This is a genomic window from Rossellomorea sp. QJM3NY_18, assembly GCF_056173145.1.
On record NZ_CM149659.1, the window covers coordinates 541,523 to 558,006 of the forward strand.

Consider the following 16,484-nt stretch of genomic DNA (forward strand, 5'->3'; position numbering starts at 1 on the left):
GGATCGTTTTTTTGTTTTTTATATGGATTTTTTGTTAAACCGAAACGGCTGGATTGTTCGTCGGAATGGCCGGATTTTTCAACAAATCAGCTAAAATTCCCCCTTTACCCTGAAAATAAATCTCTAAACCTAATCCTTGTCCTCATCACATCTGAAAACCCTTCCAATTTTCACAATTATTAAACCTTATTTTTTTGTCCGGATTCCCTTTACAAAGAGGCTTGATGGGCTTTATAATCCCGTTGTTCAACTATTTACGGATAACCAAAATAAATTTTAAAGAAAAAGGAGGTTGCGGTGATGCGACAAAGAATATTTTCCTTCTTAATGATGAATCTTGGGGCGTTTCTTGTTTCGGTGAATGTCCATTTTTTCTTATCGCCCAATAATTTAGCGACAGGGGGAGTTAGTGGATTGTCGATCATCATGAACGATCTGTTCCCAGGTTTGTCTCTTGGACTGTTCATGATTATCATCAATATCATTCTGTTTATTGTCGGTGTGATTTTTCTCGGTTTTAATTTCGGTGCGAAAACGATTTACGCGAGTTTCGCCCTTTCATTCTATGTCTGGCTACTCGAGACAGTTGCTCCGATGAGTGCACCACTAAGTGATGATATCTTGATTCAACTGATCATCGGTCAATGCATTGCCGCAATCGGTATGGCGATTGTGTTCAACCAGCAGGCATCAACGGGTGGAACGGATATCGTGGCCCTGATCTTTAATAAATATTTCAATATAGATGTAGGCAGAGGCGTATTATTGGCCGATTTATCAATCGCCATGTCCTCAGCTGTATTATTCGGACCGCAAGTCGGAATGTATGCATTCTTCGGTGTCATCCTGAACGGACTGGTTATCGATTATGCACTGCAGCAGTTCAATTCAAATAAAGAGATTGTGATCATCAGCCGTTACAGTGATGAGATCAAGTCGTATATCGTTCACGAACTTGGAAAAGGGGCGACGATCCATACGGCAACGGGAGCGTTCACGTCCGATGAAAAGGAAGTCATCACGACCATCCTTGGACGCAAGGACTTCACCAAGCTGAAAGGCTTCATCACCCAGGTCGATAACCGTGCGTTCATCACCGTTCACACGATGAACGAAATTCTTGGGCAAAACTTTAAACGATTAGCATAGAAACGAAACTCCATCTGCTTATAGGGTGGAGTTTTTTTATCGTGGCTAGCAAAAAAATATAGGAAAATATTCCATACTTCCTGTATAAATAGAAGTAGGGGGGTGGAAGTATGGAAAAGGAAGAACTGAAGAGGTTGGAACAAAAAATCAACTTTCTGGAAAAAGAGCTTTATCTCGTGAAACGGCAGTTGATTCAGGCAAAGAGTGAAAATGAGTCACCTGTCATCCAAAAAGCAGAGGTCTACCCGGAACCTGAAAAACCAATTCCTGCTGAATCAGGACAGCCCATCTTGGAAAAAGAACCTTTTGATTTCTCAGTCGAACGCTGGCTCCCGAAAGTATTCTTGTTCGTTCTACTCATAGGAAGCATTTGGGGATTCATGGCGGCTTCTCAAAACGGATGGGTCTCACCGGGGCTCCGGGTGTTGACGGGTGGCGTGATCAGTATCGTGATGTATGCGCTTGGTGAAAGGTTCAGCCGGGATCAGCGTAGATTATCCATTACGTTTCTTTCGGGAAGCATCGTCCTCGCCATCATTACATTATTTTCGGCTAATATCCTATACGGTTATATAGGTGGCCTCATCACGAATTTCTTATTAATCCTTATTATTTCTGTGGGACTGTGGGCGTCTCATAAGCACAGTTCTCAACTGATTCTTTGTTTGATAGGGGCAGGGGCATACCTGTTTCCGTTCATTTTCGCAGGGGATGAGCGGAATGAGTGGCTGTTTTACGGCTATGAGCTTGTGCTGTTCTTCGTATTGATGACGTTCAGTACGTTGAAAAGGTACCGGATAGCCTGGAATATTCATTATTATTTACTGTATTTTTCACTGTTTTTCTTTGCGGCATTTGGCGTCGGGGAGATTACACTGACCGTCCTCATCCCATTTGCCATTCAGCATGCGTATATCCTGCTCCTGATCGTCCTTAACCGGGATGAACGGGTGACCGCTGAGATGATACCGGCCCTCGTGACGGGCAGTTTCATCCTTTTGGGATTGCTGAATGATGTTTATTCGACGATACCTCATATCTACTATGTCATCTTTGCAGGCGTTTATATCGGGGCTGCCTTTATTGAACCGAAGGAAATGAAGAGAACGAAGGATACTTTGCTCGTACTCGGATTCCTGCATATGCTTCTTTTCCTGTTTGAGCTGTTTGAATACGATTGGCGCTTCGTATTGATTGCTATACAAGCCAATACCCTTCTGTGGCTGGCGGGGAGAAGAGAGAGTTATGTCAGCCTTGCAGGTTCCTTGTTATTGATGCTGTTCTCATTTCTTGGAATGGTGACAGGATCACAAGCCGACTTCTTTGCGGTTGAACTGCCGATTTTCATCCTGGCATTTGCCTATGTCTATTTGTTTTCCCATTTCAATCAGCAGGAATCCTCTTTCCTGAACGTGTCAATGACCACGCTGAAAGTCGTCTTGACCGGGCTCGTGATGTTCTTCATCCTGAGATTGACCGAGTTCATCGTCATCGACTGGGATTACACCCCGCGGACGACAGCCTTCACCGTCGCGATTGCCGCGCTGTCAATCGGGTATCTCATTTATGGGGAAAGCAGAAAGGACATGTTCTACCGGTGGGTGGGAATCATCTTCCTTGCCCTGGCTCTGTTGAAGTTTTTCCTTGCCGATCTTGTTTTCCTCGATTTCACGATCCGTGCGATGATTCTGATTCCGATCGGCGTAATCGGCCTTGTGCTATCAAGGATTCTGTATAAAAAAGAATAAACACATTGCAAAAGCTTTCAGAATAATTATATAATGATGGTATCAACATTCGTGTAATGAAGAAGGAGGTGGAATTGAGATGAATCGTTCTGTAGGATTGCGTGGGAAGTATTTAGACTATATTTACATTTGCCGTGCAATTTTTCATGCATTTGCGCTTAAGGGGACACGTATGCCCTTTTTCAGCAATTGGATATGAATACTGAACGGTAAGAGGTCTCAATTCCAATCACTTTCTTTAAAGAATCGGAAAAAGGGGGCGTTTTCGCTCTCTTTTTTTGTCCCTTCTTTTATGAAAGTGGAAGTGCGGTGCAGTCAATCCCGCATTTCTGTAAAGCCCTGGGCGAGCCTTCTGCTCCCCCAGGGCTTTTTTTATGAACCTCTTACCTCTAAATAGATACTTGAAAGGAAGAGGAAAATGATAATTTGCAGCGCACAGGAACTAAGTAAAATGTTTGGTGGTCACTTGATATTTGAGGATTTGAGCTTTGAAATACCCGAGAGAGCCCGAATTGGCCTTGTTGGGCGGAATGGGACAGGGAAGACGACCATCTTTAAATTATTGTCAGGGGTGGAAGATCCGGATAAGGGGCTCATTCATCTGAAAAAAGGAGCAAAGGTGGGGTACTTGGCTCAGATTCCACAGTATAAGGAAGGTACGAAAGGAATCGATGTGTTGCGTTCAGCGTTTTCTGAACTGATCCAGATCGGTCACCGGTTAAAAGAACTTGAAAATAAAATGGGGAATGAACAGAACCCGGATACTCTCAACCGGTTACTAGAAGAATACGGAAAGCTTCAGGATCAATTCACCCTTTCTGGAGGATATGAGATCGAGTCCGATATTGCGAAGATCGTGAACGGTCTCTCCATTGGGGAACTGGTCGAGAAGGAGTTCAATGCGTGCAGCGGCGGGGAGCAGACAAAGCTTTGCCTCGGTCTGATCCTCCTCGAGAAGCCGGACCTGCTGCTTCTTGACGAACCGACGAATCATCTGGATATCGGGGCGGTTGAGTGGCTTGAGGATTTCTTGAAAGAATATGATGGGACCGTGGTCTGCATTTCCCATGATCGCTATTTCCTCGATCACGTCATTACAAAGGTATATGACCTGGAGGACGGGGAGCTGACCATTTACCATACGAACTACTCAGGATTTGTAAAGGAAAAGGAAGAGCGCCTGATGATCGAGTTCCAGGCGTACCAGGAGCAGCAGAAGAAAATCAAGAAGATGAAGGAGGCCATCAAAAGGCTGAGGGAATGGGCGAATCAGGCGAACCCACCGAATGAGGCCCTGCACAAGCGGGCGAGGAATATGGAAAGAGCATTGGAACGGATGGAGAAGATCAAGCGGCCGATCCTGGACCGCAAGAAAATTGGGCTGGAATTTGAAGAAACGGACCGGAGCGGGAAAATCGTATTTTCCATGGAGGAGGTTTCGAAAGCCTACGGGGAAAAGATTTTATTTGAGAATGCGGGCCTTCACGTCCACTTCAAGGACCGAACCGCCATCGTCGGTCAGAATGGTGCAGGGAAATCCACCATCATCAAGATGCTTCTCGGGGAAGAATCCTCGGATAGTGGTGTGGTAAAAATCGGAAGCAATGTGAAACTCGGCTATCTTTCCCAGCACTTTACGGTGGCAGACCCGACTGTCCGGTTGATCGATGCGTTCAGGGAAGAGGTACCGGTAACAGAAGGGGATGCCCGGCATATACTCGCCAAATTCTTATTTTATGGACCGAATGTGTTCCGAAAGGTGGGGCAGCTGAGCGGCGGGGAAAAGATGAGGCTAAGACTTGCCCAGCTTATGCACCAGGACATCAACTTCCTTGTACTCGATGAGCCGACGAATCATTTGGACATTGATTCAAGAGAAGTATTGGAGGATGCATTGGAGGATTTCAATGGCACGATCCTCGCCGTCTCCCATGACCGGTACTTTTTGAATAAGCTATTTAAGAAAACCTATTGGATCCACCAGGGTGAGCTTTATTTCTTTGACGGGCCTTACAGCTGGGCGAAGGAGAAGCTGCCTGAACTCGCACCGGAAGTGCCTGTCGTACAGGTGGTGAAGGAAGCGAGGCCAAAAGCAGTCCCGGAGAAGCCTTCCCGAACGATGGAAGAAATCGAAGCCGGGCTTGAAAAGGTAGAAGAAGAGATCTTTGCCATTGAAGAGAAGCTTCTCTTACAAGGAGACCTGGATGTCATACAGGAGTTGTACAGGGAAAAAGAACAGAAGGAACGGGACCGGAACAAAATGTATCAGGATTTAGAAGAATTATTGGCTTAGGGAAAGGGAGATGACGGATGGAGTCATCTCCCTTCCAATCTTTCAGGTTACATTCGTATAATGAAACAAAGAGAGGATGAGAAAACATGGAAACCAAAGAAGTGATCATCATTGGAGGCGGCCTGTCAGGTATCATGGCAGCCAGGACGCTGATGAAAAAAGGGGTAGAGGATATCCTCATAGTGGAGAAGAGCAGAAGTGTCGGTGGGAGGCTTGCCACAAGGCGGATCGGGGAAGGAAAAGCAGATCATGGAGCCCAGTTCTTCACGGTCCGTTCCCCGGAACTGCAAGAGGATGTAGGGAAGTGGCTGGAAGCAGGGTGGGTGAAACGCTGGTTTGGCAATCCCTACCCCAGATACACATCCCCAGGCGGCATGAACACCCTCGCGAAACAACTGGCAGTAACCATCCCTGTCAAACTGAACGCCAGGGTATCTTCCATTCGAGACGGGAGGGACGGGCCTCTGGAAGTGGAACTTGAAAATGGAGAAAGGATCCTGACGAACCATTGCGTCGTGACGGCTCCCGCACCCCAGGCCATACAGTTGCTTACGGAAACGGCACAGTCACGCCTCCCCACTATTTCTTTTGCCCCCTGCTTCGTGGGCATGTTCACCTTTGACGGAGCAAGCCGAATCTCGTCACCAGGTCATGTGGATGAAGGGCTCCCTGACGGTGTGGAGCGGGTGGTGGATCACAATAAGAAAGGCATTTCCTCCACTGTTACAGTCAGTGTATATATGAAGGGGGATTGGTCGAAGCGTAACGAAAGGCTTGAGGACGACGCTATCTTAGGGGAAATTCAAGAGGTGGCGGAGAGCTATCTTGAAAAAGGAAGCGCGGTGACAGGAGCTCAGTTGAAACGATGGAAGTATGCCGAAGCAGAAGTTGTGGTCCGCACTCCTTTCGTGGATGTGGGTGAAGAAGGACGGATCATCCTATGTGGGGATGCTTTCCTCCGGGAGAATGATGAAGCCGGACGCACGCGGTTTGAGAGTGCCTATTTATCGGGGGTGTCTGCAGGTGACGGCCTGGCAGAGAAGCTGAAGGGAATATGATCGGTCCGTATAACGACCATATTCTGAACAAACACTACAAAAAGGTACATAAACTAAACGATAAGCAGGGGAATTTCATGAACATACAATTAAGACAGGCAACGAAAGAGCAGATTGACACGGTTATGGACGTATATATCAGATGTAAACATGATCTTGATGAAAAGGACTTGCTGCAATGGAATGACCAGTACCCAAGCAGGGATTATTTTGAGGAAGAAATGGATAAAGGGACCAGGAGTATCTATGCTATGAAAAAGCGGTAACCCTCTAAAATTCAACGGTTGTTCAAATGTCCCAAGGAAAAACTTTGGGGGAAATGTACTTCGATGGCGCATGGAACACTTCCTCCTTTTTTTGATGTTCTCCCCTGGGTCGTACAAATTTGGGGATCAGCCACCAGAGATGAGGGTAGTTAAACCGCATTTTGCCCTTCAGGTACCTCTTCGTCACCCTGAATTTGACTGGTTCGGGGACCTTGGACTGAAGTGGCATGGCGTACCGATCATAACGGCGGCCGCTTGGACACTTCATAATATTGAAACCAGAACCTGAACTCGTCGAATAGTACAGGACCATCGAATGTGAAGTTCTCAAAGAAATCCTCGATCAGTCCGGCGTCGGCATCATCCATGATCCCCGTGACATAAAGGGGAGTCTTAAATCGTTTGTACAAATCATCATATCCGTAAAATTGAAACAAATCTTCCAACTGCTCCTCATTCATGCTATCACCTTCCTTACTAGTAGGGTTTCTTTTTCTTCTAAAAATATCCATAAAAAAACAGCATCGGAAGAAGCCGAGCTGCTTTAAGGTGTTAAGGTGAAAGTGATTATTATGGACAAGAACAGGAGAAAATGGGCAATCGTACAAGCACAAGTAGTACAACCCCCATAGTATACATTATGTGAAGCCACTCCTTTCATCTTCACACTGGGGGACGGACCTATTATAGGTCCGTCCCTCTCATGTTAAAGATTATTGTTTGTGTGAAGCATATTTTTTCATTCCAAGGGTTGTACCACCCGCGATGATCAATAGTGCTGCAAGAAGGTATTCGAATGGGAATCCATTGTCTTCAGCCGTTCCCCCCATACCGGTATTAGGCATTTCAGAAGGCATGTTCGCTTTGAATTTGTCAGGGAATTGATCAGCGAAAGCTCCTGATAAACCTTTTGCAGGGTTCAGCATATGCTCATATGCCATACGGATTCCATCCCACGCTTTTTCATAGTCGCCGGCCGCATAGCTGTCAAAAGCACCAATCAGTTGTTCAACGTGCATCTGAAGGCCATCTGCAAGAGCGTCTGATTCTAATCGGCCGTCTGTGGCTGTTTCCAGGAATTTAGAGAATTCAGCACGGTAGCCGTCAAGATTCTTGATTGCTTCTTCTTTTGCGGCTTCATCTTCAGCACCGGTCGCCTTTACATAGTCCACGAAGAATCCGATGTGTTTGGACCACATGTCTTTGAATTGGTTCCCGGCATCTTCACCGTATACAGAAGCAATAGCTGCTGAAAGGTCTTCGGTGTTGGCATTCAGGGCATTGACGGAAGCATCGAAGTCTTTAGAACCGTCTATTCCGTTTTGCATTGCCATCGTCGCAAGGGCAGCATGCTCTGTTAAAAGATGGTTAAGCGTAGAGCGTAAATCCGTTGCCGGTGTTACCGCCATCGTATTTTCGAATTTGTCCGGGTATTGGTCTGTGATCGCACTTGATAGTCCTTTTGCTACCATTCCCATATGTCCGATCGCTTCACGCTCATACTCGTAAGCCTTTTCATAATCTCCTGCTACATAACTATCGAATGCACCAATGAGTTGATTGATATGCATTTGAAGTCCTTCTGCCAGACTATCCGATTTTAATCGTTCACCAGTGGCTGTCTCAAGGAAATTAGAGAATTCTTCTTTATATCCTGATAGATTCTTAAGGGCCTCATCTTTTGCAGCCTGATCATTAGCACCCGTCGCTTTGACATAATCAACGAAGTATCCGATATGATTGGTCCAGATCGTGTTGAACTGATTTCCAGCTTCTTCACCATAAACGGAGGCAATCGCGCCTTTTAAATCGGCTGCGTTATCATTTAATGCACCAGCTGCTGCGTCGAAATCTTCAGCGCCTTCTGCTCCGCGTCTCATGGCTTCAACGGCTAAGTATGCATGTTCTGTAAGTAAGCGATCCAGTGTGGTTCTTAATTCTCCAGCCGGCGTATCTACTTTAGCGTCATGTGAATGATCTTCACCGTTATGTGCTGATACAGCACCTGCAGTTGGAATCAGTAGTGTCATACTTAATGGGACGGCTAAATAACTTTTTTTCATTTTCATAATGGTATCTCTCCTTTTGGTTTTTTATATTTTCATAAAGCTAACGACAGAGGTTGAAACATGGATCACTTTTTTGAACACTTTTTTTAAATTCTTTTTTATGGGCAAAAAAAAGCCCGGCAGTAAAGGACTGCCGGACGGGAAAGAGGTATGAAAATGTTTTAAATGTCGGAAGCTAACACGATGTCCCCCTGTGGAAGCTGGCTATTGGCATCGGGCTCAAGGGTGATCGCCACCGTGTCCCAATCTTTCTTCGTAAACTCTTCGTTGAATTTGAATACAACCGAACCTTTTCCGTCCTTGCTGGTGACGAATGTACCGGCGCGCTCAGGCTTATCATCTTTAATGAGCCATACCTGATACACCTCATCATTTGAAAGTTCCTGCAGTTCAGAAGCCTGGACGACCATGCTTGTTTGTGCACCCTGCTTGATGATGCTTGCGGTTCCCTTGGCGGTTCCGTTGACTGCAGCCAGATCGACATATTGTACGACCTGATCAATCGTTGCCTGTTCCACGACTTCATCCTGATCTTCAAGCTGTGAAAATAAATAGGCATTCCCGATCAAGGAAAGGAATAGAGCGGCAGCGACAGAAGGGAGGAACCATGTTTTCTTTTTGGACGGAGGCTCGACATTTGCGGTTCGTTTCTCTTCTCCGAGAATGCCGGCCATCACACGGTCTTCAAGGTCCTTGGGAGGTTCGACAACATCAGATGCGAACGGCATATAGTCCATTAACTGCTCCAGTTCATGAAGTTCCTCCTGACACTGGGGGCAGATCTTCAGATGTTTCTCAAATTGAGCTTTCTCGAGTTCAGATAAATGTCCGTTGTAGTAATCCAGTAAATGATCGCATGGTTGTGTGGTCATTCGAATGTACCTCCTTTCCCTTTTAGACACGTGTGTAAATGTTTAAGAGCTAAACGGATCCTTCCTTTAACCGTCCCGAGTGGAGTGTCTGTGGATTCAGCGATGGATGCTTGAGTCAATCCTTTAAAGTAGAAAAGTTGCACGATTTTTTGCTGATCCTCTTTCAAGGTTTGTATGCAATCCCTGATCGCATTCCCTTTTTCTTTCCACTCCAATTGATCGGCGGGCGTTTCATAGGTGACCTGAAGGGAGTCTTTTTCTATATATTCAACAGACTCATGCTTCTTTCGTTTGCGAATGGCATCGAGGTAGGTGTTCCGTGTCATCGTCAACAACCATGATGAAAATTTCCCTTTGCTATGGTCATAGGGAGAATGCTTCTTCCAGAGCTTCATGAAAACCTCCTGGATCACTTCCTCCGCGATCTCACGGTCTCCTGTCATTTTATATGAAAAGGAATAAATCAATTTTTCATATTGCTGATAAAGCTGTCGTAATGCAGTCGAATCTTTTGCCAAAACTTGTTGATATAGTTCTAAATCCTGACGGTCATTGGGCATAGTACGCTCCTTATATTTGACATATAAAATAAGGATACTAAACAACGGAGCGGAACTCAATTTTAATAAGCTAACGAGGGTAGTAAGGATTTGGATCACAAATGTTTGAAAAATTGTAAGTGGGGTATATAGATGAGTTTGAAGTTTTGGGTATAAGAAAATCCCCCAACGAATGGGGGATGGCTTCTTTCTTATTTTACTTTTTGCAGTTTGTGAATCACGGAGAGTGAACGTCCTGTTCCAATGGCAACTGATTCAAGGGGGTTAGGAGCTAAGTGAACCGGTACAACGATTTCCTGGCTCAACCAATCTTGAAGTCCGTTCAATAATGCTCCACCACCAGTCAGAATCACACCGCGGTCGACAATATCCCCACTCAGTTCAGGAGGGCAATTTTCCAATGTCGCACGGATCGTCTCCAAGATGTGAAGGAGGGATTCCTTCAATGCATCCTGAATTTCATTCGATGACAGTTCAATCGTTTTAGGAAGACCAGTGACAAGATCACGTCCACGAATATCCATCGTTCTTTCCTCATGGTCGATCAATGCCTGACCTACTTCGATTTTCACCAATTCAGCCGTTCTTTCACCGATCAGGAGATTATAACGTTTACGAACGTACTGGACGATATCTTCATCCATTTGGTCTCCACCGATACGGATCGTGTTACAAGAAACCACACCACCGTAAGAGATGATCGCAACTTCCGTCGTTCCACCACCGATATCAACGATGACGTTGGCAACAGGCTCTCCGACTGGTAAGTCTGCTCCGATCGCGGCAGCTACAGGTTCTTCGATAAGGGTCACGGATTTCGCTCCGCTTCCTCTCACAGCATCCTGAATCGCTCTTCTCTCGACACTTGTCGCACCGGAAGGCGTACATACGACAACAGTCGGTTTGCGGATAGAAAATCCAAGTTTTTTGCTTGCTTTTTTCATCACTTGCTTCAACATTTCAGTCGTCACATCAAAGTCGGCAATCACACCATCTTTAAGAGGGCGAACCGCTACAATCTTGCCCGGTGTTTTCCCGATCATGCTTTTGGCTTCAGTACCAACGGCCAAAACCGTTTTGTTTTCAGTGTCAATCGCCACTACAGATGGCTCATTAAGTATAATTCCTTTATTTTTACTATAAACAAGTATATTTGCTGTTCCTAAATCGATCCCAATTTCAGAGTTTGATAACATCAGTATTCCTCCAACTATAAGAATTCTACACACTATAACCTTCTATACAGTATAGGAGATTTTCGGGGGTTATGAAGGTGGAGATATTTACCACCGACAAATTGTTACAAACTATGACAGATATGAAAGCGCCCTTCAAAAAACAAAACGTTTCTACAAAGCCTTTTCGCATACCCAGATACGTATATAGGGACGGAACTTCCCTTTTTGTTCGTTAAAAAAATTTAAACGTTCTGTAATAATCACAGGGGTGATTTTGACTAGTATTTAAGGGTGGGGGAAGGGGAGTATAGGGTAATGGTGTGAGGTTATTGTCGGAATGTGGAAGTTGAGTGGAATGTGAGAGATACCCGGGACTTCGGGAAGGGGATATCAGCGAATCTTCAATTTATCGGCGAAAGCTGTCTTTGCCACAATAAAAAAAGAGAATGCCCCATCACAAGGCATCCTCTCATTCTATGAAAGCGTAAAATGCTCCAATTCTTTCTTCATGTCCGCCGTCATCTTGTTCAATTCGCCAACTTGCTCATTCATACGTTCAAAGTATCGAAGCTGTTCTTCCGTGGATGAAGAAATTTCTTCTGTACCGGCTGCGGTTTCTTCCGTGATGGCTGAAATGTTTTCAATGGCGGCAATCACCTGATTGGTGCGCTCAGAAGAGGCAAGCATTCCGCTCTCGAGCTTGGCGAGATTATCGAATATTGTAGAAACGTTTTCAGAAATCTCTTCAAAAGCCTGCTCCGTCACACTCATGGAATCCACCTGCTGGGTGGAAAGGGTTTTCCCTTTATGGGAAGCATCCATGATGGACTGAATACCCTGTTTAATATTTCCCACCATGCTTCCGATCCGCTCTGTGGCAACGGATGAGTCTTCCGCAAGCTTCCGGACTTCCTGAGCCACAACGGCGAATCCTTTCCCGGCGTCTCCTGCCCGGGCGGCTTCGATCGCTGCATTCAAGGCAAGGAGATTCGTTTGATCTGCAATTTCCCTGACCGCCTCGGCGGCATTCTCGATTTCCCCCGTATATTGGGCAAAGGATTCAACCGAGTCCATGATAGAGGACGAAGATTCGGCAATCATCTCGGCAAATTCCTGCTGCTTATTTAAGGAAGTTCGTCCGTTTCCTATAGATGTCATTGCGACTTTGCTACTCTCGGCAGATTCTGCACTCTGTTCGACATTCTGGGCAAAGTCATCACCCATCACAGCCATAAGGGAAGCGGTGGATTGAATATCCTCAGAAATCGATTGGCTCCCTTTGGCGAGCTCCTCCGTGGAAAGTGCCACCTGGTTGCTGCTTTCTGTCAGATTCGACATTTGAGAACGGACATCTTGTGTGAATCTTTCTACATTGGATCCGATGTCATGGACGGATTGGACCGTTTTCCGAAGATTATTGACCATATGGTGAAACGCCGTTTGCAGCTTATCGACTTCGAATCTGCTGTTCTTCTCTTTAACTGGGTCGATTGAGATCGTTAAATCTCCATCGGCCATTTTTTCAGCGTTTTCTACCATCCGGTTCAATGGCTTAACGATTCTCCTTGTAAGCACGTTAGATGCCAAAAGAGAGAGGAGGATCGTCACGATGAAACCGATGACCGAAGCCCAGACGATGAACTGGATTTCACGCTTGTTCTCTTTTAATAGACCTTGGTACCACTCATTTGTTTGTTTATTCAGTAGATACATATCGTTCAGAACCCCGGAAATACGTATCGACTGCCGCTTGATCTCTGCTTTGTTCATTTCACCTAGAGCGGAATCCGAAGCCGACTTCAGTTCGGTGAATTTGGACTCGATGGAAGACAGGGTCTGTGTTTGATTTTTAATGGAAATAAGTTTCTTCAACTCAGTGATTTGAGCCGTGGTTTGTTCCAATAAGCTTTCTACCATTTGTTTATTTTCTTCCGTCGAATTGACCGAGTAGTTCGAAAGGGCTTGTTTCGTAACGATGAGATCCCCTCGTAATGTTTCCGTTTCAAGCAGCACCTGCACATCTTCCTTTGCAGAATTCTGGAGTGAAATTAACTGAGAAACGATGTAGCCGATAATAATGGTCGAAAGGACAAGGGGAATCAGCCCCAAGATCAGTAAACGTTTTTTTAATGGCATGACTTTGCTCCTTAGGTGAATTTATGGCAGGGTAATCGTGATATCTCCCGAGATGATCTTGTTTTTAGCGTCTTCCAGTTTTTTTGTTTCTTCTGGAGAGAGACTGGTGACGCGGATCGGGGCAAGACCGACACCGTCTTCTTTAAGGCCAAGTTCATAAGCATGTTGAGAGATTTTACCGTCCTTGATAAGTTCTTTCGTTAGATTAAACACGGCGTTGTCGACTTTTTTGACCATGGAAGTGACAACGGATTTTTCAGCAATGAAATATTGATCTGAATCGACTCCGCCAGATAATTTTCCTGCTTTTTGAGCAGCCTGGATGGCCCCTACCCCTGTAAAACCGGCAGCCGGGTAAATAAAGTCCGCGCCCTGTTTCATTTGTTTCTCTGCAATCTGCCTGCCCAGTTCTGCGTCACCGAAGTTATCGGCATTGTCCTTTAATACTTTAATAGAGGGATTGATATATTTCGCACCCTGTATATATCCTTTTTCAAAGCGCGCGATGACCGGTACATCGGCTCCGCTGATGAATCCGATCGTCCCTGTCTTGGTTTTCATCGCGGCAACCATACCGAGAAGGAAGCTTCCTTCATGTTCCTTAAATGTAATCGACGTAATATTGTCCATTTCTGAATAACCGTCGATCAATAGGAATTTTTGATCAGGGTTTTCTGCTGCGACCTTTTCAAGTGCCTCCTGAATCGAAAAACCAAGTCCGATCACAAGTTCATGATCTTGTTCAACCAGTTCCTGAAGGGCACCTTCAAAATTTCCGTCAGGAGCTTCTCTATAATCGAATACAATACCTAATTCGTCACGGGCACGTTCGAGCCCCCTGAAGGCAGAATCATTAAATGAGCCATCCCCAAGACCTGTGTCTGAGAGAAGGATCCCGATACTTTGCTGTTTCTCTGTGCTGGTTTCTTCCGTCATAGGCGTAGAACACCCTGCCACGAAAAGCATGACAAGAAGAAACATACTGATAATATTTTTCAAACCGAAACCTCCAAATATGGTGATAATAAGACATGTTACATGTCCGTACCTCTGTATTATCGGAGGGACGGACCTATTTTTAAAGGAGATGTGGAAAAAAGTAGGGGAAGGAGCGTGGATGTGCCGTGTCTGGTTGCGAATGGGAGAGAATAGTAGGTTTTGGAGAGGTTTCCGTACAAGAATAGGTGGGGGGGCGGGAAGGAATATCGGCGAACGCTGTCTTTGCCACATAAAAAAAGGAGATGCTCTATAACAAGCATCTCCCACCATCCTAATACGCTTTACGGAAAAATTCCGCCAGCTCTTGACTATGTTTTTTGCGTGCTTTACGGTGCTCGGCACGATTTTGGGCTGTTTCGTTCAGCCATTTCTCTTCTTCTGTTTCCGGCACGACTTCAGGAATGATCGCCGGCTTATTTCCTTCCAGGGCCACAAACGTCAAGAAGGAAATGGCAGCCACATTGGTTTCTCCTGTGAGAAGGACTTCAGAGGTCACTTTCACACAAATTTCCATGGAACTGCGCCCGGTGTAGGTGACGATCGCTTCCAATGTAACAGCGTCTCCGACTTTAATGGGCTGAAGAAAGTCGACGGAATCCGTAGAAGCCGTTACGACGGGCTTACGGGCGTGACGGGTGGCTGCAATGGAGGCCACATCGTCTATATAGGCCATCAGTTTTCCACCGAACAGCGTACCATGATGGTTCGTGTCAGGTGGAAGAACGTGGGTCGTTTTACTTGTTTTCGTTTCTTTCATAAACTTTTTTTCTCTCAATGGTTTCACCTTCCGTTGTCAATGTGAAAATGATTGCTACCTTTTACTATTCACTAAATGATGCCGGGAAAAACATAAATGTGACAAAAAATTATAGAAATATACTAATGATGATGGCTGTGATAAAGCTTGCCAGGGTTCCTGCAAGGATGGCTTTCAAGCTTAACTTGGACACCATCGGCCGTTGAGTCGGCTCTAAAGAACCAAGTCCGACGATCAACTGACCAATTGACGACAGGTTTGCGAAATTACAAAGAGCGACTGAAAGGATCGCAACGGTCTTAGGTGAAAGCTCGCTCATCATTCCTGAAAGTTCTTTGTATGCCACAAACTCGTTCACAGAAAGCTTCGTCCCGATAATGGACGCTGCCCGGAATGCTTCATCCATGGGAATCCCGACGAGGAGTGCCAGTGGATAGAATACGTACCCGAATACCGTAGAAAGGCTCAAATCGACAAGTCCCAACAATCCATTTACGGCAGCAAGGATCCCGATGAACGCAATCAATAGTCCACCGATATTAATCGCTAATTGTGTACCACTCAGGGCACCTTCGGATATTGCTTCAAATACATTCGTATGATTGGTTTTCCCTAATGAAATGTCTCCATTTGTTTGAGATTCTTCCGTTTCCGGCTCGATGATCTTCGAGATGACAAGGGATACGATGGGAACACTGAATACAGAAAGTAGGAGGAATTTCATATCGATCCCCATCAGTGAGTATCCGATCAGGATGGCCCCGCTTGCTGAAGCCGTTCCCCCGACCATGACGGCAAAAAGCTCGGAGCGTGTTAATTTCACTAAGTAAGGCTTAATCAACAGGGGAGCTTCCGCCAATCCGAGAAACGAATTCCCGATAGCATTAAACGATTCCACCTTTGTCGTACCCAGGATTTTTCCGAGTCCAATTCCGATATATTTTACGAAAAACGGGATGATCCGTAAGTAATAAAGAGCTGAAATCAGGGCTGAAATAAAGATGATGGCGCCTAACACGTTGATGGCGAACACGAATGAAATGTTCGTCCCTTTTTCAAAAAATCCACCGAATACAAACATGATTCCTTCATTGCTGTAATCTATAACCTTCTGGACACCAAGGGCGGCTTTCTTCAAAACGGTTTGTCCAAATGGAACCTTCAATACAAAAAGAACAAGCAAAAATTCCAGGCAGATTCCGATGATGATCGTCCGCCATTGGATGGCTGAGCGGTTGCTGCTCAACAGCCACGCAAGAAATAAAACGCCAAGTAAAGATAAGATTCCATACACTAAACTCACAATACCAATCCTCCAAATAGTTTCTTCATCGAATCCTCATGTTGATGTCGTATGATGTCAGACTTCTTAAAAGAATAAATAAAAAAGTGCATGAAG

16 protein-coding genes are annotated in these 16,484 nt (G+C 45.4%); 7 read left to right on the plus strand and 9 right to left on the minus strand.

Annotation, left to right across the window (positions count from 1 at the left end; all coding sequences use genetic code 11):
- Window positions 1-300 precede the first annotated feature (300 nt).
- The 7 genes from AC0VXY_RS02780 (at window position 301) to AC0VXY_RS02810 (ending at window position 6,803) form a co-directional block, all read left to right on the plus strand.
- The gene (locus tag AC0VXY_RS02780; RefSeq protein ID WP_435993554.1) at window positions 301-1,149 is read left to right on the plus strand and encodes a YitT family protein; all 849 of its coding nucleotides are present in this window, start codon (window positions 301-303) and stop codon (window positions 1,147-1,149) included.
- A 110-nt stretch (window positions 1,150-1,259) separates the two neighbouring features.
- Window positions 1,260-2,897: a DUF2339 domain-containing protein gene (locus AC0VXY_RS02785; protein ID WP_475526812.1), complete on the plus strand. Its 1,638-nt coding sequence runs from the start codon at window positions 1,260-1,262 to the stop codon at window positions 2,895-2,897.
- A 79-nt stretch (window positions 2,898-2,976) separates the two neighbouring features.
- Window positions 2,977-3,096: an RAxF-45 family protein gene (locus tag AC0VXY_RS02790; RefSeq protein WP_475526813.1), complete on the plus strand. Its 120-nt coding sequence runs from the start codon at window positions 2,977-2,979 to the stop codon at window positions 3,094-3,096.
- A gap of 219 nt (window positions 3,097-3,315) precedes the next feature.
- Entirely contained in the window at window positions 3,316-5,190 is a 1,875-nt protein-coding gene (gene abc-f / locus AC0VXY_RS02795; protein ID WP_475526814.1) for a ribosomal protection-like ABC-F family protein, read from the plus strand.
- An 86-nt stretch (window positions 5,191-5,276) separates the two neighbouring features.
- Window positions 5,277-6,248: an NAD(P)/FAD-dependent oxidoreductase gene (locus AC0VXY_RS02800; protein WP_475526815.1), complete on the plus strand. Its 972-nt coding sequence runs from the start codon at window positions 5,277-5,279 to the stop codon at window positions 6,246-6,248.
- Window positions 6,245-6,514, plus strand: coding sequence for a hypothetical protein (locus AC0VXY_RS02805; protein WP_475526816.1), 270 nt, complete (start codon window positions 6,245-6,247; stop codon window positions 6,512-6,514). Before AC0VXY_RS02800 ends, AC0VXY_RS02805 begins: the two co-directional genes overlap by 4 nt.
- A gap of 139 nt (window positions 6,515-6,653) precedes the next feature.
- Entirely contained in the window at window positions 6,654-6,803 is a 150-nt protein-coding gene (locus AC0VXY_RS02810) for a nitric oxide synthase oxygenase (RefSeq protein WP_475526817.1), read from the plus strand.
- Here the strand turns inward: AC0VXY_RS02810 and AC0VXY_RS02815 are convergent.
- From AC0VXY_RS02815 to AC0VXY_RS02855, 9 genes are all read right to left on the minus strand, one after another.
- Window positions 6,754-6,975: a hypothetical protein gene (locus AC0VXY_RS02815; RefSeq protein ID WP_435993540.1), complete on the minus strand. Its 222-nt coding sequence runs from the start codon at window positions 6,973-6,975 to the stop codon at window positions 6,754-6,756. The genes AC0VXY_RS02810 and AC0VXY_RS02815 overlap by 50 nt on opposite strands.
- A gap of 252 nt (window positions 6,976-7,227) precedes the next feature.
- Entirely contained in the window at window positions 7,228-8,583 is a 1,356-nt protein-coding gene (locus AC0VXY_RS02820) for a copper amine oxidase (protein ID WP_435993538.1), read from the minus strand.
- 161 nt (window positions 8,584-8,744) lie between these two features.
- A complete protein-coding gene (locus tag AC0VXY_RS02825) occupies window positions 8,745-9,455 on the minus strand; it encodes an anti-sigma factor (protein ID WP_435993536.1) in 711 nt (236 codons plus the stop codon).
- Window positions 9,452-10,015, minus strand: coding sequence for an RNA polymerase sigma factor (locus tag AC0VXY_RS02830; RefSeq protein WP_475526818.1), 564 nt, complete (start codon window positions 10,013-10,015; stop codon window positions 9,452-9,454). The genes AC0VXY_RS02825 and AC0VXY_RS02830 overlap by 4 nt, the downstream gene beginning before the upstream one ends.
- Before the next feature lie 191 nt (window positions 10,016-10,206).
- Window positions 10,207-11,211 (minus strand): rod-share determining protein MreBH, encoded by a 1,005-nt coding sequence (mreBH, locus tag AC0VXY_RS02835; protein WP_034761217.1) that lies wholly within the window; start codon window positions 11,209-11,211, stop codon window positions 10,207-10,209.
- A gap of 456 nt (window positions 11,212-11,667) precedes the next feature.
- Window positions 11,668-13,329: a methyl-accepting chemotaxis protein gene (locus AC0VXY_RS02840; protein ID WP_475526819.1), complete on the minus strand. Its 1,662-nt coding sequence runs from the start codon at window positions 13,327-13,329 to the stop codon at window positions 11,668-11,670.
- Window positions 13,330-13,350: 21 nt separating this feature from the next.
- Entirely contained in the window at window positions 13,351-14,328 is a 978-nt protein-coding gene (locus AC0VXY_RS02845) for a BMP family lipoprotein (protein WP_475526820.1), read from the minus strand.
- Between the two features lie 271 nt (window positions 14,329-14,599).
- Window positions 14,600-15,085, minus strand: a complete 486-nt coding sequence (locus AC0VXY_RS02850; RefSeq protein ID WP_475526821.1) for an acyl-CoA thioesterase — start codon at window positions 15,083-15,085, stop codon at window positions 14,600-14,602.
- Window positions 15,086-15,194: 109 nt separating this feature from the next.
- Window positions 15,195-16,388 (minus strand): NupC/NupG family nucleoside CNT transporter, encoded by a 1,194-nt coding sequence (locus tag AC0VXY_RS02855; RefSeq protein ID WP_435993524.1) that lies wholly within the window; start codon window positions 16,386-16,388, stop codon window positions 15,195-15,197.
- Between the last annotated feature and the right edge of the window lie 96 nt (window positions 16,389-16,484).